This is a genomic window from Methanobrevibacter sp., assembly GCF_050872065.1.
In the GTDB taxonomy this organism is placed as follows: domain Archaea; phylum Methanobacteriota; class Methanobacteria; order Methanobacteriales; family Methanobacteriaceae; genus Methanocatella.
Genome location: NZ_JBNMGD010000017.1, coordinates 1 through 18,385 on the forward strand (window position 1 = coordinate 1; position 18,385 = coordinate 18,385).

An 18,385-nucleotide genomic window follows, 5' to 3' on the forward strand; every position below is an offset into this window, starting at 1 on the left:
CAACTATTGGATTAAAACCTAGTTCACGCATTACTTCTAACCGTGTTTTATCTGATGTTAGTTCCTTTACCATTATATCGTGTGGAACAAAAGTTACACCATAATCCCATAAATACTTAGCAGCAAAAGCATCATAAATATCTTTGTAATAAGATAATCCGTGACCAGAGTCGTGGAATTCATCTATAATAAATGGTGTTCCATCATCTAATATAACAAAGAAACCTATGGAAAAAGTATCATTCATTCCTAGATCTACAGACGAATGCACAATACACTTAGCTGGTTTTTGCTCATCAGTTATTTTCAACGTTTTATACTCTTGTTCATAGTATGTTCCTTCCAACGAACGCTCAAATGCTTCGGCTGGAATTGTTGGATACTCCTGCTTAATCATAAAGCCGATTTCATTATATTTAGCCTGATACCAGTTCTTTTGTGTATCAGTCAATCTGATGTTATGATCCTGTTCCAATTTATCAAAATATTCTAGTATCGCTCTATCGAATTCAGGTTCGTCAGTCAAGTTACAATCTGGATCAATTACCCAAGATAAGAATATTGGCTGAAAGTCAAAAGGTGTTAGTTGAATCCCTCTTTTACGTTGATTTTCAGCTTTATTCCACATGTCATAGAATAATCCGAAGCGACCTTCAGCAGTTGATTCTATAGTTATCTTAGAATCCTTAGCTATTGCCTGGAAGGCACCAGTTTTTAATTCATTAGCTTTATCAGGATACTTTTTAGCTATCTTCGCTAGTTCAGATACGTGTAAAGATTGTAGGGTATCACCTCTGAAGTTCCCAATTTTTAGTATTGAGCCATTACTAAAAGCCATACCACTAGCATTATTCATTGTTAGTGATATATTGAGTAACTTCTTAATATCAGCATCCAATTCATACCACATCAGTTCAGCTTTACGCTGTAACTTCTTTGACTCATCCTGTCCATAAGATTGAATACCTGTAGCATACCCATCATGAAATAAACAGGCATCTAAGTTATAAGCTACTGCAAGGGTGGATATACCCTGCTGGCGCGATTTGAGTATTATCTTTTTATTATGACTAAACTCAGTTAATACTTTACGTTGGGAGTCATTAAGTTTCAGAGTTACTAACTGTCCAGCCTTGTCCCTAATTTTATATAGATTATCAAGACGCCATAATTTAGAACTAAGTTTCGTTGTTAGAAACTCTTCTAAGTTTGTATCAGCAATCATCTATATATCTACTTATAACATTCTGAACTATTATGTTAATTTGGTTGGCATCACTATGCTTATTATAAGAGCGATCTATCGTATCAACCAATGCAACCAATTCTTTCATGTCTTTTACTGACATCTCTGAACCTTCAGAGCGCATCCTATCTAATGCTTCACCTATAGTAATATTTTTAAATTCATCTATAAGATCTTTTATAGATGAAACTTCTTTGGTAACTAAAGATATAGGAACAGTTGGTGTATTAGTTGTGGCAGGAACAGATTCGGTTGGAGATGCTAAGTCAATTACTTTCTGCCAATCACTAGTTTGTCCTAACGCACTTCGTTCAATACTATACTTATCACATATTTCATCAATTGTGATATCAGGGTCAGTCTCATACTCAGCTCTGCAGAGTTCTGTTAATCCTACATTCATTGTAAATCCTTACGAAAAATTTGGTATTATATAGTATAAAGCTTAATGTTTTATAAAACTAATAATAAGGTTCCTAAGATCCAAAATGAAGTTTTATTTTCCGGAAAAATTTTGACTACTAAGATCTAGGTGAAGTTTTAAAATTCCTAAAAAATTTTGACTACTAAGATCTAGGTGAAGTTTTAAAATTCCTAAAAAATTTTTAGTGGATACCATTGTAAATAATATAATCTTAAATTGTCAAATGGGGCGTTAAGATTATATTATTACTATTAACTTGTTAGGAAAGGAGATAAAATGAAACAAGTAATTAAAAATGCCATAAAATGTGGTATGGTTGAATTTGATGCAAAAAATCAAATTTATTGGTTGTGTCATAATGATAAAGATGAAGATGACATTGAAGCATTGTTAATGACAATACACAACTATGTTAAATTGATTTATAATCAATTTGAATGTATTGGCTTCAAAATGTAAATTCATAGAGTCTATTTAATTAAATAGACTCAGTTGAGTTTATTACGTCCGAAATGACGTTAAACTAAATTTATTCTTAAGGAGGTTACTATGAAAAAGATAGTAATTGGTATTTTAGTGGCGTTTATAGGAATTAGTAGTGCTTATATTCACAATCAAACATTGATTGACGAAGAAAGGCAAGCTGAAGAGTTTGCTGAATGGGTTGAGGCTAACGAAGATAATATAGTATCTTTTGTTAATAAAGATGCTGATTATGACTTCAAATGGTATTTGGAAAATGCTGATAATGTTCATAAATATCTAGAAATGTAGGTCCATAGTCGCCTCTTTGGAGGCGATTATTGGGTCTATTATCCATGATAGACCTAAATAAAACTTTAAGGAGTAAAACATGGAAAAACTAAATAACAGACAAAAGATGGCGGAAATGAAAGCTAGAATTATTGATGAGTGGATAGCATTAAGTGCTACTGCTTATGATATATCAGAGCTTGAAAATCATCTATTTGAAATAGCTGATGAATATGTTGAAGATTGTAAAATTAGCTTTCGTCTGGACAATCCAGAATACATTAAATCACTATTTAATGGTGATTCAATAATAAAGCTTTCTTGCTTTAAATGGATTACCGACGTGTATGTTGATGGATTCTTTGATTACATCGACTCTGAATATATTGTAAATGTCATATTTACAATTGATTTTAGCTTAGCTAAATAATCAGCTAGTCCCCACTTCGGTGGGGATTATGGTGATTATATCATTTTAACTATACGTCCGAAATGACGTTAAACTAAATTTATTCTTAAGGAGTTCACGATGAGAACTGAAATCATCAACATTTTGGCAGACAGTGGCGTAAAAATTAGCAAAGATAAAGTAGCTCAAATTACTGAGCAACTATATTCTTTATTCCAAGCTAATAGTAGTAAGCAGTCACATCCAGCTTTTGAAAAAGATGGAGTTACTATGATATGGTGTTCACGACATGGTGAATATCACCCAATTGAGGTCATGGTGCCCAATAAATCTAAAAAGGATGGAGTAGCTAACTACTGCAAAGCAGCACAACGCAAATGGGAATGGATGCATGCTAAGTCTACATTAGTAGCAAGTTATGCTTCTAACTATTTCATTAACGATGAAATAGATAAAGCTAAAAAGCTTGTTGATTTAGGTAAATATTTGAAAGAGACTAAAAATATTGTCTCTACATTTGAAAATATCACTACTGATATGTCAAGTGAATTAGTTGTGAAAATATGCGAAGACGAATTTTTCGCTGATTTTCCAGAGCTAAAATCGAAGCCTAAATCTAAATAGTTAATTCCAGAAGATGCCTAATTAGGCATCTTCACCTTTCTTTAAACCCAACATAGTAATCCCCGAGTTCTATAGCGCTCCCGCCCCCCACCAGCAATCGCACAAAGTAATACTAACTCACACAAAGCCTCCTATACACTAATTTATACACTAAAGAAAACATAGATGTTTCTATTTAAACACATAAAACACAAAATTGTTGTGGGAAATGGTTTCAATATCTAGAAAACGTCAGTAAAACACCAATTTTATGGAAATCATTTCTTTGTTCCAACTGACGCTAATAGTGACAGAACTACTATCACGTTGAATGTTTTTACGAGTCACTCAGAACTAGTCGTAATACATTACAAAGTGTCTATCGGGCGACAAAGCTAGAAGTCCGCTCTCTCTTTAATACATTTATACACTACACACACTAAAGGGGGTTAAATTATAAATAAAAAAAAAATATAGGAGGGATAGGGGGATAGTTGTTAATGTATGTATAAGTGTTTACAAAAGAAATTAAATCAATCGTCGTTAATATCACTGACACCTTAATCGTCGTTAATATCACTGACACCTTAATCGTCGTTAATATCACAGACTCTAAGTTATTCGATTTTATTAGAAACAACTTGATATTATTCTTAGCAATTACCAAATACATACATAACCTTGTTATTTCTTAGTAGCTAAATACTCTTTCCAATCTCTATCATAATCATAAGAACTAACAGAGTTCAATTGACGTCCAAGAGTATAAAGAGACTTAGTTAGTTGGTCGTAAAGGGTTTCGTTACCATTATGATATGCCCAAGCTAGTTCCCGCTTAAGTTTCTGTATCTCACGGTATCGCCTTTGCCATATAACATCTCCAGCTTTACAAACTCCTTTCGACTTACCTTTAGGTGTTACTACCATATCTTTTAATGGCTCCATACGATTATGAAGCCTGCAATAACATAGTTCATTTGACTCACTCACATTAGCTAGCTGTTGCTTGTATTCATTATACTTAGTTACGAAATCACTAAGCGAATTTGCACCAGCTAGCATATCATCAATCTGTTTTATAGATATACTAGCGCGATTCATTTTAGTTATCCTCCTTACTTACAACTATATTAGTTCAAAGACTTCAAACCCAGCATCATCGCTAGTTAACAAATCAGTCATTTCACCACTCTCTAAATCTTGACTCTCGTATTCATCATACAAATAGTCATCAGCATCATAATTCACATAGTTCATTTTGAACCTCCTTTAAATTAGTTTCTATAAAATTTATATGCTGCTATAAATTTTATAATGAAATTATATAATAATAAATATTAAAAGAAAATTAAATAAAATTTACTGAGTGATAGTATTTTACTATTAGATAATCTTTATGCGTATACGTGTGTATATAAACTCACAAACACATATAATCGGGAAATTTTCAATTACCCGAAATCAATTTTAATAACACTTATGATAAATTATATTATTATATAAAACATCAATTAAATCGGGAAATTGATTTGAATACGCACTAATAATTACACATAGTTAGTTAGATACTTTTCTTATAAAATTTCAGTTGGTAATAGTTAAATAGTAAAATTTTTTGTTTAATGTTCTTTTAATGTTTTTAATAATATAATACCGCATTTGACTCTAAATTTGTGAGGTGAAAGATATGAATTGGATTAGCATAGCATTTAGTGCGATAACAAGTCTGTTTAAATCCGATGATGGTAAAGGTGCTAACTGGGTTACAATAATCTTATGTTTATTTAGTTTTGTGTTGATACTCACCATTGGATATTTACAGGGACAAATCCGCGACTTAAATATTGAAGTTACACAGCATAAACAGAATATTGCATTACTAAAAGTTACCATAGCAGAGCAGAATGATGCGATAGAGGCAAGTAGGGCTGACTATAAGCTTATAAGTGAAGAGTTTGGTAGGCTCGGCAATGTATTAGATGAAAGATATTCTGAGCTGGTAATAAAAGAAGGTGAAAAGTTTAGAAAAGCTGAATGTAATGATAAACTCGAAATGATAAAAAGTAGTTTTGAAAGTTTTAAACATCAATTAAATATAGAAATAAGGAGAGAGTATGAAGCAGAAGTTAATAACAATATTAAGTAGTGTTGGTGCCGGCATAGTAACTGGTATTATCTTTGGTTTGATGATTGGTATGGCAATATTTAGTTCTGGTTGTGCAAGTAATGAGATAATCACTGTGCAGAAGCAGAATATTCCTGTAAAAGTACAACTAGATACATTAACATATCAGAAAGTTATGCAGCCACCAAAGATTTTCTTTGTTGAGACAATAACTGAAGATGGCTTGTTAGAGTATACAATAGATTTACAGAACAAGTATTTGCTATTGCGTAATACATTCTATAATACTATTGAGGGACAGCGACTACAACCTAAGAAATTAAACAATATAAAATAAGGAGTTAATGATGGCAAGAACTAGTAACAGCTCAAGCTCAACTAAATTTATTGGAGCAGGTCAGTTTGAACCTTTAAAGCGTGGCGAATTCGTAGTAAATAAAATTTTTGATGGTGACTCAGTAACATATAAAGAAATAAATAGTTGGATTAGAGCAAATCCATTTCGTTCAAAAAAGGTGAAAGGTTACAACGGTAAATATGTAAATGTTTGCACATATAAAGAATTATATGATAAGATACAATATATGTGGACATTACTACCAAGGGAAGGAACTAAACGATATAAGCTGTTATTACAGATGGAAGAGTATTATAACAAGCATAAACCTAGAAATCTAGAACGTATTTAACGTTCGTAAAGGATGAGCTATGGCAGCAGAAGCGAATCGAATATTCTACATATTTGTAGGACCGAAAGGCTCTAAAATAGTTAGAAATAACGAAGGCAAAAAGGTAATATCAGATAATGGTAAGCAAACTGAGCTAATTATACCACAATGGTCGAAAGATGAAAATCTCCATAGCTGTAGTAAATTGTCTGAATTGCCACAAGACCAACCACTCGCACTAGTATTAGGTAAGTCCAACTTAATTGCTTTAGATTTTGATAGTGATTTATTTAACAAGGCACTAGAGTTATATGGAAATGGAACTAAGAGTAATATATCCAAGTCATTAGGTAAAGTTGGTGGACATTTACTATTTAGATATGAAGATAATGAATTGACAAAATACATTGCAAATATAAATGGTAAGAAGTTAGCTAAGTTGGATACACTATATGGGAATACTTTATTGTATTATGATACTGAAGCGAATATGACTAAGGAGACAGTGAGTAAATCTGATGAGTTGGATACAATTCCATTACTCTTACAATATTTTGTTATAGCACATTATGCGAAATCAGAACAGGTTGTAGTTAATACTCACTATGCTGATACTAAGGTGGAGCAATTCGCCACAAAAGTTGGTTTTTATATAGATAAGATTAGAAATATAATCACGGCGAATGTTACAACGCCACAAGATGCTGAAAATATAAATATAGTTATATCTCATTTTCTTAAAATCATTACACCAAAGAGATATAAAGATATTATGGAAAAGAATGCTAAGAAAGAAAATTTACGGTATGATATAGATTATCACCCTGACTATTTACCAGAGTCGGAATCAGCACACATGTATATCTTAGCATTAAGTGGTGTCTTAACACTAGATGCATCTGTATCAGTAGAAGCACACAAATGGATTATAAATTACTTAAATAGTTTGTTTTCAAGTCCATTAGACCAAAAGCGAATTGATTCTATTTTGGGTAGAGATTTTCAATCACCAAAATATCAATATAATCCTAAATGGAATAAAGTTGGTTATACAAAATATAATCGTAAGCAAGAACTTTTAGAAATTATGACTTATATTGAAAAGTCTCAGCTTAATTTCTTAATATATAATCACGTTACTAATGACGTTATATTCTTAAATTCTGCTAACATTATGGATTATATATTACTTGAATGTGGTATACAAATGAAAAAACAAGAATTATTGCCACTGCTACAACAAATTAAAGTAGTATCTAGACCCGACAAGCCTTTCGGTTATTTAGATAATTCTTTTAATTTTTATCAAATGTCAAAAGAACAAGAAGTATTTTACTCACCAGCTAAATATTTCTTATCTTGGACTCCACAAGAACAATCGTTGCCTTATGGTCCTGAGCATCCAAGATACCCAAATACTACATTGAAGGCACTAGAAAATGCTTGTGGTGATAAACTACAAATGTTTTTATCTTTTATGAAAAGAAAATACCTTTATAGAGAGTATTCACCAATCATATTTGTATTCTTTGGTGTGCCACATTCTTTTAAATCAGCTGTAGTTAATGGTGTTTTTATAAAATTATCATATAATCGCACTCGTAAAATGAATTATGAGTCTATATTAGAAAAATATAATGCTTGGCAGGTTAATACAGATATTGTGTTAATTGATGAGGTGCATTATATGAATTCTAATGAACAGAAGAAACTCATCAAAACTATAAATGAAATATCTGGTAATGATAAGATTACTTCTGTGCGTAAAATGTATCAAGACTTTTCAGATAGTGTTTATGCAAATGAATTAACATTTTTCTTAGCTACAAATGAGCAAATAGCATTATCTAATGAAATACAAGATAGGCGATTAGTTATTTTTAAATCTCAAAAGAAAGTATCAGAAACTCTTAAATTAGATGATATGGAGATAAAGCGTAGAATTCAACTTGAATCACTAGATTTTGCTTATTTCTTAGCTAGTTCTTATGTTAATATTATTAGTGACAGGGATTATCAATCAAATGAAAACTGGAAAGATGAAGTTTATCAGCAATTCCAAGAAGTTGCAGCAGATATTGAAGACCAAATCCTGCGTGCAATGGAATATCATAATGTTGAGTTATTGGTAGAATTATTATTGTCTATAGGTCTTACGATACCTAAAATAAAACAAAGTATTGAATACTCAACTAGGTTAAAAGTATATTATTTAAGAGTATTTAATACAAATGAGCAGTATGCTGCAATACCATCTATATTTTCACAATGTTCAATTCTTGACTTAGGTAAAATTAAAAGAAAACTTAATACTCTTAGTTGTTGTAAGTCAAATCAAACTGATTATAAAGATGGTAACAGGATAACAACATCAAGAAAGACAGTAGTTTATCTTGGAGATAAATTGCCTGATAGTTTAGATATAGATTTAGTGAATGACGAAATAGAATTATAACCTGTAATAGTTAATAGTAAATTAAAATTTTTTGATTCTGTTTAAACTTCTTTTAATAAATCTTATATTATAATTTCAGCGTAAAAAATGAGATAAAAATCATTTCTTTACGAGTTATTTCAAAATTTAATATAAGGAGTGGCAAATGCCTATTAATAGTAAAAAACCTTCAAAAGGTCAATTATTCGCGGCGATTACAGAAGAGTTGAAAGTTGTTTTTGACTCAAAGAAAGTAGCAAAGGATGCACAAGATTTGATTAGCGGTATTGTAGCTAAATATATGGAGCCAAAAGCTTCAGGATTTGGCAAATCTGCTAATCTTGATGAAATTACCAAGCGCGATGCAAATGGTAAAATCACTGAAATTCTTTGCTCAATCTCTGGCAAATGGCTACCTGCAACAAGTGAGTTTTTCTATAACGAAACTAAAGGAGCAGGCATTGGTGATACTGGCTTCCGTAGAGGTTCTAAACCTGGTGAAGCAACACTAAAAGCGTTTAAAAGAGATATTGCGAAAAAACAACAAGAGCTTATTTCTAAGGCTGCTTCTGGTGCTATCAAGAATGAAGAGTTGCAAAAACAACTTAAAGTTCTTGCTGACGCAAAAGTTGATTTTAGTGGTGTAACAAAAGACTACTTTGTCAACAAAGCTAAAGAAAAAGAAGCATCAGCTAAACAAGCTAAAGAAAAGCTAATCGCTGAAGAAACTGCTAAACAAGTTGCTAAAGGTGAGCTAAAAGGTGCACCTAAGAAAATGTAGAGCAGTGAGGGTGCTTCGGCACCCGGATAATTTAACCGAGCTAACGCATAATATTTTCCTAATTTAAATGCCTTGAATTTGTTTTCTTTCTTCTTTCTTTTGCGTTAGCTCGGTTAAATTATCTTCACCTCCGAAATGAGGTTAAACTAAATTCTATTAAGAGTTAGATAAAAAGAGATAACATAGAAACCCCTCATACAGACTGGGTTTCTTTGTTAGTGTTCTTTGTATAATTTGCGCGGATGGCACTAAAATTTTCTTTCTTTAAATTTAAATATTTTTAGCCTTTAAGTAAGTTAGTGTCTGATTTTTCATTTTTCCTTAAAATAAATTTAGTTGCATCTATAGTGCCATCCGCGCAGGTTATACCTGCCTGCTAAAATTAGCAGTATTTTTAAATAAAGTGAAAAGGAGCGAACGATGGCGAAAAAATCGTATAAAGTGTCTTTTAAGACACCTATTGGCGAACTAATGTGGGTCAATATCAGTAAAGATGGTGCTGACCAATCAATGGCAAAAGATGGTAGTAAAATGCAAAAAGTAGCTACTATTGTGCTAGAAGGTGAAAAGAAAGAGCAAGTCCTAAATGAGCTACAGCAAATTTGGGAAGGTTTCAAAACTGAGCTTAACCTGAAAAAAGGCACAGCTGCTAAGTCACTCGGCTGGCGTGCTGAAAAAGACAAAGAAACAGATGAAGAAACTGGGCGAATTACTTTAACCTTTAAATGTAATGCCAAGTTGCCAGATGGACGTGAATCTATTGTAAAAGTCTTGAATGCTAAAGGACAAGAAGTAAATCTTGGCGAGCGAGCAATTGGTAATGGCTCACAAGGAGTAATCCACGGTGAAGCTGCTTACTATGATGCTAATGGCACAAAAGGCGTAACACTTTATTTGAAAGCTATACAACTTACCAAGTTCGTAGAGTATCAAATGAATGTTAATGCTGAAGACTTGAGCGATGAAGGTTCATTCCAAGGGATAGATGACGCGGATAATGTAATTCCGTTCTAAGCAATGGCGGCGCGAAAGCGTCGCTAAATTCTTAACAAGGTTGTAAAAATGGTTAATTATGAAATTATTAAAACTCTCAAAGACTTACAAATAAATCCAGAAAATCCTTGCTTTTGTGATACAGAAACAGATGGACTCTATGGTAGAATTCTACTATTTCAAGTCTGTCAAGATAGCAAAGTATTTATAATCCACAATCCTAATCCCAACGAAATATACGAGTTTGTATGTGCACATTGGTGTGTATTTTACAATGCTAGTTATGACATGGCTTGTATATACTCACAATGTGATGCTACTACTCATTTATATGAGTCTGTGACTAAGTTTGATGATTTATTATACCTAGCTAAGCAAACATTTTTAGGATTGGATAAGTATAGTCTTGATGCAGTTATGGAATATGTTGGCATACCTTTGTATTCTGACATAAATAAGAAGGCGATGCAGAAAAGTTTTAAAGCTGGAGTATTAACACCAGAACAATATGAGTATGCAGCTACTGACGTTATAGCATTAGAAAAACTATGGGATAAATGTAAAGTAATGCGAGATAATATGTCGTATAGACTTAACATAGCATCTTTACTTTATGCAGTAGAATATCAAGAAAATGGTATACCTGTTGACCAAATAGCTTTAGCTCAAAAAATGCTAGATACTAATGTAGCTATAGATGAAAATGCTGAGCAACTAGATTTTAATGTTAATTCACCTAAGCAGTGTAAAGAAGTTCTTGGCACTGATAAAAGTGATATGGAGACATTAAAGCATCTAATAGCTAATGGTAATAACACAGCACAACTAATCTATGACCAACGGCGATTATTAAAGCGCAAGGTGATGCTAGAAAGCTATAATTATCCTAGAGTATATACTAGGTTTAATGTAGCTGGAGCTGTTAGTTCAAGATTTAGTGCTACTGGGCAAGGCTTACAGGCTGGTATTAACGCACAGCAAATTCCAAGAGATTTAAAGTATTTATTCCGTAATATAGATGGAAACAAAGTAATGATAGAGGCTGACTATTCTACTCTTGAGTTAAGATTGGCTGCCGCATTATTTGGTGATAAGTATATGTATAATCAACTAAAGAATGGTGAAGATTTGCATACTACTATGGCACAAAAAATGACTGGACGAGCTGATATAACTAAAGATGAAAGAACAAAGGCTAAAGCTATTAACTTTGGATTTGTATTCGGCATGAGTGCTAAAACTTTTGTTGATTATGCGTTTTTGAATTATGGTTCTGTATTTACATACCAAGAGGCACAAGATATTCGTAAGAAGTATTTTGATATGTATCAAGATATAGCGAAGCATCATAAGTATATTTGGGAAAATTATAGTAAGCCAGGATTCTATGTGCATACAGCTTTAGGTTGGAAGGTTAAGCCAAAACTTGGAACAGATGGTATAAATATCCCAGTGCAAGGTAGTGGTGCTGAATGTACAAAATTAGCAATACATTACTTTGTTAAAGAAGTGCCAAATGTTCTTGGACTTATAGTGAATGTAGTTCACGACTCAATACTTCTTGAGGTTCCAGCTGATGAAGTTGAGACTTGGAAAGAGTCACTAAAGTTCTTTATGTTAAAGGCCTGGTCCGAACTAAGTAAGTCGAATTCGTTCAAATATAAAGATATACCAATGTTGGTAGATATAAATGTAAAGGAGTAAAAATGGACAACGAAGAGTTAGGTAGGTATAGTATTGAATGCCAAATGTGTGGTGAATGGTTTTATCCATTATCTCTTGATATAGATATTTGTGATGATTGTTTTGACGATATGGAGGTTGACTATGACAACGAAGAAGAACTATATGAGTAGTAAAGAGTGTGCGAAGTATAGAAAGAGATATGTAACTATTCTTAGATTAGAAGCTACTTTAATCGCAGTATTTATTATGTTTATAATGCTAGCACTATTTTATGGTGGAATGCTTTATGAAAGGTATGGGTAATGATAGATTTTTTAGATGATATTCTAGTAATATTTATATTTTGTCTTATACTAGTGTTTGTATTCAAATTCTTTTTTGTTATACTAGCACTAATAGGTATAGGACTTAGTTTATGGGTGGCGTGGTTGTTGGTGTCTTTACCTTTTAAAATATTTAAAGCATCATCAACGGATTAAATCATTTCCCGACTTAATCGAGGTTAAATTTTATTATTTATATGTGTATTTATATTAAAATTATATTTCGATTGATTTCGGGTAATTGAAAATTTGTTAGAAGGCGTAATATGAATAACGATTTAAACGATTTTAATGAAAGCGATTTCAAAGATATATCGCTAGGTGAATTTGGTGAAGTGCTACCACCTAAGAACGATAAGATAGCGTTAATTGATGCTGATACTTTAGTTTATACGGCGGCACTAGCGGCGGAATCTAGAGTTGAGTTAGGACCTAAAGAAAGTTATAGCGATGATGAATGGAATAAAATCCTTGACAATCCTAGTTATGATGAAGGTGATAATTCAATCTACGAAAGTAATATAGATACAATCGTAAAATTTGCTAAAGAAAAGCTCAAGAAAATTCTTGACTTAACTGGATGCCAAAAATATGAATTACATTTTACTTATGGTAAAGATAGCTTTCGCTATAAACTTTATCCTGAGTATAAAATGAATAGAAAATATATTCGGCGTCCAATGTATTTAGTTGAGGCAAAGGATTGGTTTGTTGAGCACGATTGTGGGTTTAAACATACTGAAATCGAGGCAGATGATGCGGTTGTATGGTTGAAAAGAAACTATCCAGAAAAGTATATTTTATGTTGTGTTGACAAAGATGTATATAATGCTGTTGAAGGAACTCACTTTAACTATTATGAGTCTGGACATTTCAACAAAAATATGCATTGGGTAGTTACTTTAAAAGAAGACGCTGATATGTGGCCTTATATGCAGGCAATTATTGGTGATAAGTCTGATAATATTATAGGGTTGCATGGAATTGGTCCAGCTAAAGTTAAGAATATAATAACTAGGGGTGGTGATAATCATCAGCAGTTATTAGATGCTTTTGAAAGAGTTGGACGGTCACAACAAGATGCTTTGCTAAATTTAGCTTTAGTAACTTGTGGTGAAAATAAAATTATGAAAGGATATTTTGATGGACGAAGTGAATGAAAATGGATTTATCAAATATGATACAGGTAAGCCAAAATATCATCTTGTGCCACCAAGAGAGTTAAAACAACTAGTTGAAATTCTTACATTTGGTGCACAGAAATATGGTGAAAATAATTGGCAATTGTGTGATGACCCTATGCGCTATGTTGATGCATTATTTCGACATATTGAAGCGTGGCGAAGTGGGTCAGATTTAGATGATGAGACAATGAAACCTCATCTTGCTCACGCATTATGCTGTTGTCTCTTTATCTTATATTTTGATAATGAAAGGAGAGGTAATGGAATTAAATGAATGGGATTTAGTTGTTGCTGAGGCTTTACACGATATGTGGCAACAAAGATTTACAAAAGGGTTTACTGGTATTGGTAGAACACCAAATAGATATATTGAACTAGTTGGTGTTAATGCAGCATTAGTATTTTATGCTAAGTATAGAAAAGCTAGTAATGGTAAAATAAATCTTTTTGATATTTTCAAAACAAAAGAAGATTATATCAATAAAGAATATGAATGGTATAATTCACAATCTCTTGATGCAAAGTGGATTGGACAATATGCAAAAACTTGGCTCAAATGTGCTGATGAAAATCAAAAGATAAATAGTAACTATGGTTATTTGTTATTTAGTGCACAGAATGGTTATCAGTTTGCTAATGTATTAGCTGAGCTTGCTAAAGATGAAACTTCTAGACGAGCTGTAGCATATTATACTAACCCATTTATGCATTATATAGGTGGTAAAGACCATATATGCACTTTGGCAGTGCAATATCTATTACGTAATGATATGTTACATTGCATAGTATATATGCGCAGTAACGATATAGTTTATGGATTGATTGGTGCGGATTTATGGTGGCAAAATGAGATTTTGAATTTACTTTGTGATAGATTAACTGTGGCATTAACACAGATGATTTATCCAGGGGATATTCATTGGCTGCCTGGGAGTCTTCATATTTATGAAAGACATTGGGCTAAGTTAGATGATTTTATACAAAAATATTTAGATTAAGGAGATTAAAATGAATTACATAGAATTGCATAATGCAACACATAAATGGGCAGAAGACCGCGGTATAGTTAAAAATGGTAAAGTATTCACACAAACAATGAAACTTATTTCTGAGTTTGGTGAACTTTGCGATGGTATTATAAAAGACCGACCACACGAAATTAAAGATGCTATAGGTGATATGATGGTTGTTATATCTAATATAGCATCAATTGAGGGTGAAGAGTATCGCACAAAATTTATCAATATATGTCAAGATGAGATTTCACCAAGACTTTTTGAAGATGCTGAAGACCTAGACAAAACTAAGAAAAATAATCTTGTAGGTATGTTATGTGATTTGGCTGATTTTATTGAAGACTATATTTTTGATGGATTTCAAGCTGTGCGTAAACTAAAAGTGATAGCATCATTATATAAGTTTACTTTAGCTGAATGTTGGGAAGCAGCTTATAATGAGATTAAAGACCGCAAAGGCTATCTCAATGAGCAAGGGAATTTTATCAAAGAAGGAGATGTATAATGGCTGAATTTATTAAACAATGTAAAGGCACAGACTCTGACACTGTGCATAATTTACAAAAATTTTGGGATGCTGGTTCTAAATGGTATTGGTCTATAAAATATGATGGTCAGTATGCACAAATCCATATTTCAAAACATTGCGTAATATTTTATACTTCATCAGGTAAGCCATATACTAATGATGTTTTAGCAAAAGAATTATTAACTAAAATACCTGAAACTTGTTTACCAATAGTTTTAGAAGCAGAATATCTTGGTAAAGGTGAAGGCAAACTAGGTGGTCGTAGTGATGCTGCTGTAGTAACTACATTAAGAACAGCATTTGCTAAAGGAATTCCTATTAGTATGAGCCATAAAATTCATATTTTTGATATTATTGAGCCTGGGAATTTTTATACAAGACAAGCAAATTTAACTACTTTAGCTAGATTTTTTGAAGATAGCCAACTAATTAAATTTGTTGAATATCAACCTTGTGTATCTATTAGCCAAGCTAAACAATTATGTGCTGAATTTGCTATAAAAGGTTATGAAGGTATTTATTGTAAATGTATTCATCATACACAAGCAACTGGTAAGCGCGTTAAAACCGCTTTCAAATTTAAATTAAAAAATACAACTATTGTTGAAATAGTAGGTATTGATGAAGGCACCGGTAAATATGAAGGGCAAATAGGTGCTTTTATTTGTGAAGATGAAAATGGTTTACAAGTAAATGTTGGGTCAGGATTAACTGATTCAATTCGAGCATTTGACTTTAAATCTGTAGTAGGTAGAAAGATAAGGATAAATTATGAAAGAATCGACGATACATACATTTTCCCAATCTTCATTGATTTCATTTAAGCATAAAATGATTGACTATCATTTATTAGTAGCTAAGCTTTATGCTAATTTATCAACTGCAGAAAGGTTAAAATGTGGGGCAGCATTAGCTACACCAGATAATAGCCGCATAATTATGTGTGGCTATAATGGCACGCTGTCGGGGCTAGATAATAATTGTGAAGAAGATTATGTAACTAAGGAAGAAGTAGTGCACGCTGAACAGAATGTCTTAATGGCGTGTGCTAAGCTTGGTATAGCTACGAATGGTTGTATATTATATTGCACCCATTCACCTTGTATTGATTGTGCTAAGCTTATAGCTACTGCTGGAATTAGTCGAGTCTATTTCAATAGTTATTATCGAAAGCAAGAAGGGTTAGAGTTATTGCAAAGAGCAGGTATACAATATTTCAAACGAAGTTATTGTAATAAATTATTAAGGAGTTAGAAATGGTAAAGATAGCACAAAATTTAAATACACGTCCTTTATATTTTGGATATGAAGATGTGTTGTTAAAACCTTGTGATGGGCGGCGATATAAAGTTCATATACCAATTAGATTTGGTAATTGGATAATACCTAGTGGATATACAACTAATGGTGCAAATGTGCCACGGGCATTTTGGTGGTTGATTGAGCCAAATCAATCTAATATAATGCCAGCTGTAGTTGCACACGATTATTTGTGTGATATAGCTGATGGTGCAATTCAAGCAGAATATTATTGTAATTTTTATATGGCAGATAATATTTTGAAAGAGCATATAAAAGCATTAGGTCAAAAGAAATGGAAATGGCAACTAATGTATATATCTGTGCGTGTATATCATTGGATTAAGTATGAGCGCAAATGGCTGAACAAAAGATACAATCCAAAATACTCAATACGCTAAAGCAACACGGAGCGTATGCAGTTAAAGTTATGGCAGCTAATAGAAATGGTATTCCAGATATATTAGCTTGCTATAAAGGGCGATTCATAGCTATTGAAGTTAAAGATAAATATGGTCGCCCAACACCATTGCAAATAGCTAATATACAACAGATTAGAGATGCTAATGGCACAGCAATAGTAGCTTGGTCTGTTGATGAAGTCTTACATATTCTACAGGAGATTGATAATGAAACCTTATCGACATCAAATAATAGCTGCTGATGCAGCATTAAGAATTTTAAAACAACTTGGATATGTTTATATATTTGGTCAACCGCGGTGTGGTAAAACCTTAACATCTATATTAGTCGCAGAGCAAGGAACTAAAATTAAAAATGTAATGGTAGTAACTAAGAAAAATGCTATAGATGGTTGGTTAAAATTCACACAAAGTCCTGACTTAAAAAAGAAATATACAATTATCAATTATGAACAATTAGGCATAATAACAGGTGGTAAAATACAATTTAAATATCACCCACAAGATTATCAATTGGTTATAGTTGATGAGTCACATAACTTTGGTAAGTTTCCTAAGCCAAGTAATCGCTATCGTATTATACGAGCTTTTACAATGGATAAACCTCATATTCATCTTAGTGGAACGCCAATTATTGAGAGTCCGTGCAGTATATATCACCAAATGAATATAGGGCGCTATACACCATTTAAACACACTAATTTTTATCGATTTCACGATGAATTTGGCATTAAGTCAACTAAGTATTATGGTGGTATGGCAATCGTTGAGTATAAAGGATACCAGCCAAAACTATTAAATTATGTGGATACATTTACCGTTAAAATGACTCAAGATGATGCAGGTATTACTGATAAAGCCAGTGATGTTGAGCATTATGTTGAATTGAGCGATGAGTGTAAAAGATATTACAACGATGTGTTAATGTCCAACATAATCACAATGGAAGGTGAGCAATTTCTTTTAGATACAACTTTAAAACTAAGAACTGCACTACATCAAATAGAAGGTGGTGCAATAAAACTAGGTGAAGATTATTATGACTTAGGATTTAGAGATAAAATAAATTATATCTTAGAAAATTTTGGTGATAAAGAATCTATAGGTATAATGTGTCATTTCATAGGTGAGCAAAAATTACTTAAAAGTATATTTGCTAAGGCTAGCATATATTCTAGTAATGCTCACGCAGAAGGTGTTGATTTATCACATCTCGAGCATTTTATAATTTATAGTTCTGATTATAGTGGTGCTAAGTTTGTGCAGCGCAGAGAGCGAATTATAAATATGAATGGTAGTAATACTACGCTCGTTCATCATATACTTGTTAAAGGTGGCATAAGTGAACAAGTATATAAAGTAGTCTCCAATAAAGCTGATTTTAATAACAGCGTCTTCCAACCTATTCAAATTATATAAAAATCTGGTGTCGGGATAAATTCATTTCCCGACTTTAACGAGGTTAAATTTTTATATATTATAATATAAAT

Annotated in this window: 27 protein-coding genes; 23 read left to right on the forward strand and 4 right to left on the reverse strand. The window is 32.3% G+C overall.

Annotated features, from left to right (window positions below):
- Both ACR0P1_RS03725 and ACR0P1_RS03730 read right to left on the reverse strand, forming a co-directional pair.
- A partial coding sequence (locus ACR0P1_RS03725; protein ID WP_432645064.1) for a hypothetical protein occupies positions 1-910 on the reverse strand: 910 nt, incomplete at its 3' end.
- Between the two features lie 304 nt (positions 911-1,214).
- Positions 1,215-1,649 (reverse strand): hypothetical protein, encoded by a 435-nt coding sequence (locus ACR0P1_RS03730; RefSeq protein WP_432645065.1) that lies wholly within the window; start codon positions 1,647-1,649, stop codon positions 1,215-1,217.
- Between the two features lie 297 nt (positions 1,650-1,946).
- Between ACR0P1_RS03730 and ACR0P1_RS03735 the strand changes: the two genes are divergently transcribed.
- The 5 genes from ACR0P1_RS03735 (at position 1,947) to ACR0P1_RS03755 (ending at position 4,130) form a co-directional block, all read left to right on the forward strand.
- The gene (locus ACR0P1_RS03735; RefSeq protein WP_432645066.1) at positions 1,947-2,129 is read left to right on the forward strand and encodes a hypothetical protein; all 183 of its coding nucleotides are present in this window, start codon (positions 1,947-1,949) and stop codon (positions 2,127-2,129) included.
- A 90-nt stretch (positions 2,130-2,219) separates the two neighbouring features.
- Positions 2,220-2,444, forward strand: a complete 225-nt coding sequence (locus ACR0P1_RS03740) for a hypothetical protein (protein WP_432645067.1) — start codon at positions 2,220-2,222, stop codon at positions 2,442-2,444.
- Positions 2,445-2,523: 79 nt separating this feature from the next.
- Complete coding sequence (locus ACR0P1_RS03745; protein WP_432645068.1) at positions 2,524-2,853, forward strand: hypothetical protein; 330 nt, start codon at positions 2,524-2,526, stop codon at positions 2,851-2,853.
- A 99-nt stretch (positions 2,854-2,952) separates the two neighbouring features.
- A complete protein-coding gene (locus ACR0P1_RS03750; protein ID WP_432645069.1) occupies positions 2,953-3,456 on the forward strand; it encodes a hypothetical protein in 504 nt (167 codons plus the stop codon).
- Between the two features lie 491 nt (positions 3,457-3,947).
- Positions 3,948-4,130, forward strand: a complete 183-nt coding sequence (locus ACR0P1_RS03755) for a hypothetical protein (RefSeq protein WP_432645070.1) — start codon at positions 3,948-3,950, stop codon at positions 4,128-4,130.
- On the opposite strand, the gene ACR0P1_RS03760 is transcribed toward ACR0P1_RS03755, so the two are convergent.
- Both ACR0P1_RS03760 and ACR0P1_RS03765 read right to left on the reverse strand, forming a co-directional pair.
- Complete coding sequence (locus ACR0P1_RS03760) at positions 4,120-4,536, reverse strand: hypothetical protein (protein ID WP_432645071.1); 417 nt, start codon at positions 4,534-4,536, stop codon at positions 4,120-4,122. The two genes, ACR0P1_RS03755 and ACR0P1_RS03760, sit on opposite strands and share 11 nt — an antisense overlap.
- A gap of 24 nt (positions 4,537-4,560) precedes the next feature.
- The gene (locus ACR0P1_RS03765) at positions 4,561-4,692 is read right to left on the reverse strand and encodes a hypothetical protein (RefSeq protein ID WP_432645072.1); all 132 of its coding nucleotides are present in this window, start codon (positions 4,690-4,692) and stop codon (positions 4,561-4,563) included.
- A gap of 430 nt (positions 4,693-5,122) precedes the next feature.
- Between ACR0P1_RS03765 and ACR0P1_RS03770 the strand changes: the two genes are divergently transcribed.
- The 18 genes from ACR0P1_RS03770 (at position 5,123) to ACR0P1_RS03855 (ending at position 18,314) form a co-directional block, all read left to right on the forward strand.
- Complete coding sequence (locus ACR0P1_RS03770; protein ID WP_432645073.1) at positions 5,123-5,581, forward strand: hypothetical protein; 459 nt, start codon at positions 5,123-5,125, stop codon at positions 5,579-5,581.
- Entirely contained in the window at positions 5,550-5,897 is a 348-nt protein-coding gene (locus tag ACR0P1_RS03775; RefSeq protein ID WP_432645074.1) for a hypothetical protein, read from the forward strand. The genes ACR0P1_RS03770 and ACR0P1_RS03775 overlap by 32 nt, the downstream gene beginning before the upstream one ends.
- Before the next feature lie 10 nt (positions 5,898-5,907).
- Positions 5,908-6,249, forward strand: coding sequence for a hypothetical protein (locus ACR0P1_RS03780; RefSeq protein ID WP_432645075.1), 342 nt, complete (start codon positions 5,908-5,910; stop codon positions 6,247-6,249).
- Positions 6,250-6,433: 184 nt separating this feature from the next.
- The gene (locus ACR0P1_RS03785) at positions 6,434-8,683 is read left to right on the forward strand and encodes a hypothetical protein (RefSeq protein WP_432645076.1); all 2,250 of its coding nucleotides are present in this window, start codon (positions 6,434-6,436) and stop codon (positions 8,681-8,683) included.
- A gap of 145 nt (positions 8,684-8,828) precedes the next feature.
- Positions 8,829-9,443 (forward strand): hypothetical protein, encoded by a 615-nt coding sequence (locus ACR0P1_RS03790; protein WP_432645077.1) that lies wholly within the window; start codon positions 8,829-8,831, stop codon positions 9,441-9,443.
- Between the two features lie 420 nt (positions 9,444-9,863).
- Positions 9,864-10,457 carry a hypothetical protein gene (locus ACR0P1_RS03795; protein WP_432645078.1) on the forward strand — a complete coding sequence of 198 codons (594 nt, stop codon included), beginning with the start codon at positions 9,864-9,866 and terminating at the stop codon, positions 10,455-10,457.
- A 48-nt stretch (positions 10,458-10,505) separates the two neighbouring features.
- The gene (locus ACR0P1_RS03800; protein ID WP_432645079.1) at positions 10,506-12,140 is read left to right on the forward strand and encodes a DNA polymerase; all 1,635 of its coding nucleotides are present in this window, start codon (positions 10,506-10,508) and stop codon (positions 12,138-12,140) included.
- 2 nt (positions 12,141-12,142) lie between these two features.
- Positions 12,143-12,292, forward strand: a complete 150-nt coding sequence (locus ACR0P1_RS03805; RefSeq protein WP_432645080.1) for a hypothetical protein — start codon at positions 12,143-12,145, stop codon at positions 12,290-12,292.
- A complete protein-coding gene (locus tag ACR0P1_RS03810) occupies positions 12,264-12,425 on the forward strand; it encodes a hypothetical protein (protein ID WP_432645081.1) in 162 nt (53 codons plus the stop codon). The genes ACR0P1_RS03805 and ACR0P1_RS03810 overlap by 29 nt, the downstream gene beginning before the upstream one ends.
- A gap of 355 nt (positions 12,426-12,780) precedes the next feature.
- Positions 12,781-13,605 (forward strand): hypothetical protein, encoded by an 825-nt coding sequence (locus tag ACR0P1_RS03815; RefSeq protein WP_432645082.1) that lies wholly within the window; start codon positions 12,781-12,783, stop codon positions 13,603-13,605.
- Entirely contained in the window at positions 13,589-13,903 is a 315-nt protein-coding gene (locus tag ACR0P1_RS03820; RefSeq protein ID WP_432645083.1) for a dATP/dGTP diphosphohydrolase domain-containing protein, read from the forward strand. The genes ACR0P1_RS03815 and ACR0P1_RS03820 overlap by 17 nt, the downstream gene beginning before the upstream one ends.
- The gene (locus tag ACR0P1_RS03825) at positions 13,875-14,627 is read left to right on the forward strand and encodes a thymidylate synthase (protein ID WP_432645084.1); all 753 of its coding nucleotides are present in this window, start codon (positions 13,875-13,877) and stop codon (positions 14,625-14,627) included. The genes ACR0P1_RS03820 and ACR0P1_RS03825 overlap by 29 nt, the downstream gene beginning before the upstream one ends.
- A 10-nt stretch (positions 14,628-14,637) precedes the next feature.
- Positions 14,638-15,150 carry a hypothetical protein gene (locus tag ACR0P1_RS03830; protein ID WP_432645085.1) on the forward strand — a complete coding sequence of 171 codons (513 nt, stop codon included), beginning with the start codon at positions 14,638-14,640 and terminating at the stop codon, positions 15,148-15,150.
- A complete protein-coding gene (locus ACR0P1_RS03835) occupies positions 15,150-15,998 on the forward strand; it encodes a hypothetical protein (RefSeq protein ID WP_432645086.1) in 849 nt (282 codons plus the stop codon). Before ACR0P1_RS03830 ends, ACR0P1_RS03835 begins: the two co-directional genes overlap by 1 nt.
- Complete coding sequence (locus ACR0P1_RS03840) at positions 15,946-16,428, forward strand: deoxycytidylate deaminase (RefSeq protein WP_432645087.1); 483 nt, start codon at positions 15,946-15,948, stop codon at positions 16,426-16,428. The genes ACR0P1_RS03835 and ACR0P1_RS03840 overlap by 53 nt, the downstream gene beginning before the upstream one ends.
- 2 nt (positions 16,429-16,430) lie before the next feature.
- A complete protein-coding gene (locus ACR0P1_RS03845) occupies positions 16,431-16,874 on the forward strand; it encodes a DUF1353 domain-containing protein (RefSeq protein WP_432645088.1) in 444 nt (147 codons plus the stop codon).
- Positions 16,875-16,903: 29 nt separating this feature from the next.
- Entirely contained in the window at positions 16,904-17,137 is a 234-nt protein-coding gene (locus ACR0P1_RS03850; RefSeq protein ID WP_432645089.1) for a VRR-NUC domain-containing protein, read from the forward strand.
- Entirely contained in the window at positions 17,103-18,314 is a 1,212-nt protein-coding gene (locus ACR0P1_RS03855; protein WP_432645090.1) for an SNF2-related protein, read from the forward strand. Before ACR0P1_RS03850 ends, ACR0P1_RS03855 begins: the two co-directional genes overlap by 35 nt.
- Positions 18,315-18,385: the final 71 nt, after the last annotated feature.

Excerpts from the sequence above, each read along its gene's own strand:
- ACR0P1_RS03730 (WP_432645065.1), bottom strand. The coding sequence starts at position 1,649 with ATGAATGTAGGATTAACAGAACTCTGCAGAGCTGAGTATGAGACTGAC.
- ACR0P1_RS03735 (WP_432645066.1), top strand. The coding sequence starts at position 1,947 with ATGAAACAAGTAATTAAAAATGCCATAAAATGTGGTATGGTTGAATTT.
- ACR0P1_RS03740 (WP_432645067.1), top strand. The coding sequence starts at position 2,220 with ATGAAAAAGATAGTAATTGGTATTTTAGTGGCGTTTATAGGAATTAGT.
- ACR0P1_RS03745 (WP_432645068.1), top strand. The coding sequence starts at position 2,524 with ATGGAAAAACTAAATAACAGACAAAAGATGGCGGAAATGAAAGCTAGA.
- ACR0P1_RS03750 (WP_432645069.1), top strand. The coding sequence starts at position 2,953 with ATGAGAACTGAAATCATCAACATTTTGGCAGACAGTGGCGTAAAAATT.
- ACR0P1_RS03760 (WP_432645071.1), bottom strand. The coding sequence starts at position 4,536 with ATGAATCGCGCTAGTATATCTATAAAACAGATTGATGATATGCTAGCT.
- ACR0P1_RS03765 (WP_432645072.1), bottom strand. The coding sequence starts at position 4,692 with ATGAACTATGTGAATTATGATGCTGATGACTATTTGTATGATGAATAC.
- ACR0P1_RS03770 (WP_432645073.1), top strand. The coding sequence starts at position 5,123 with ATGAATTGGATTAGCATAGCATTTAGTGCGATAACAAGTCTGTTTAAA.
- ACR0P1_RS03775 (WP_432645074.1), top strand. The coding sequence starts at position 5,550 with ATGAAGCAGAAGTTAATAACAATATTAAGTAGTGTTGGTGCCGGCATA.
- ACR0P1_RS03780 (WP_432645075.1), top strand. The coding sequence starts at position 5,908 with ATGGCAAGAACTAGTAACAGCTCAAGCTCAACTAAATTTATTGGAGCA.
- ACR0P1_RS03790 (WP_432645077.1), top strand. The coding sequence starts at position 8,829 with ATGCCTATTAATAGTAAAAAACCTTCAAAAGGTCAATTATTCGCGGCG.
- ACR0P1_RS03795 (WP_432645078.1), top strand. The coding sequence starts at position 9,864 with ATGGCGAAAAAATCGTATAAAGTGTCTTTTAAGACACCTATTGGCGAA.
- ACR0P1_RS03800 (WP_432645079.1), top strand. The coding sequence starts at position 10,506 with ATGGTTAATTATGAAATTATTAAAACTCTCAAAGACTTACAAATAAAT.
- ACR0P1_RS03805 (WP_432645080.1), top strand. The coding sequence starts at position 12,143 with ATGGACAACGAAGAGTTAGGTAGGTATAGTATTGAATGCCAAATGTGT.
- ACR0P1_RS03810 (WP_432645081.1), top strand. The coding sequence starts at position 12,264 with ATGACAACGAAGAAGAACTATATGAGTAGTAAAGAGTGTGCGAAGTAT.
- ACR0P1_RS03820 (WP_432645083.1), top strand. The coding sequence starts at position 13,589 with ATGGACGAAGTGAATGAAAATGGATTTATCAAATATGATACAGGTAAG.
- ACR0P1_RS03825 (WP_432645084.1), top strand. The coding sequence starts at position 13,875 with ATGAAAGGAGAGGTAATGGAATTAAATGAATGGGATTTAGTTGTTGCT.
- ACR0P1_RS03830 (WP_432645085.1), top strand. The coding sequence starts at position 14,638 with ATGAATTACATAGAATTGCATAATGCAACACATAAATGGGCAGAAGAC.
- ACR0P1_RS03835 (WP_432645086.1), top strand. The coding sequence starts at position 15,150 with ATGGCTGAATTTATTAAACAATGTAAAGGCACAGACTCTGACACTGTG.
- ACR0P1_RS03840 (WP_432645087.1), top strand. The coding sequence starts at position 15,946 with ATGAAAGAATCGACGATACATACATTTTCCCAATCTTCATTGATTTCA.
- ACR0P1_RS03845 (WP_432645088.1), top strand. The coding sequence starts at position 16,431 with ATGGTAAAGATAGCACAAAATTTAAATACACGTCCTTTATATTTTGGA.
- ACR0P1_RS03850 (WP_432645089.1), top strand. The coding sequence starts at position 16,904 with ATGGCAGCTAATAGAAATGGTATTCCAGATATATTAGCTTGCTATAAA.
- ACR0P1_RS03855 (WP_432645090.1), top strand. The coding sequence starts at position 17,103 with ATGAAACCTTATCGACATCAAATAATAGCTGCTGATGCAGCATTAAGA.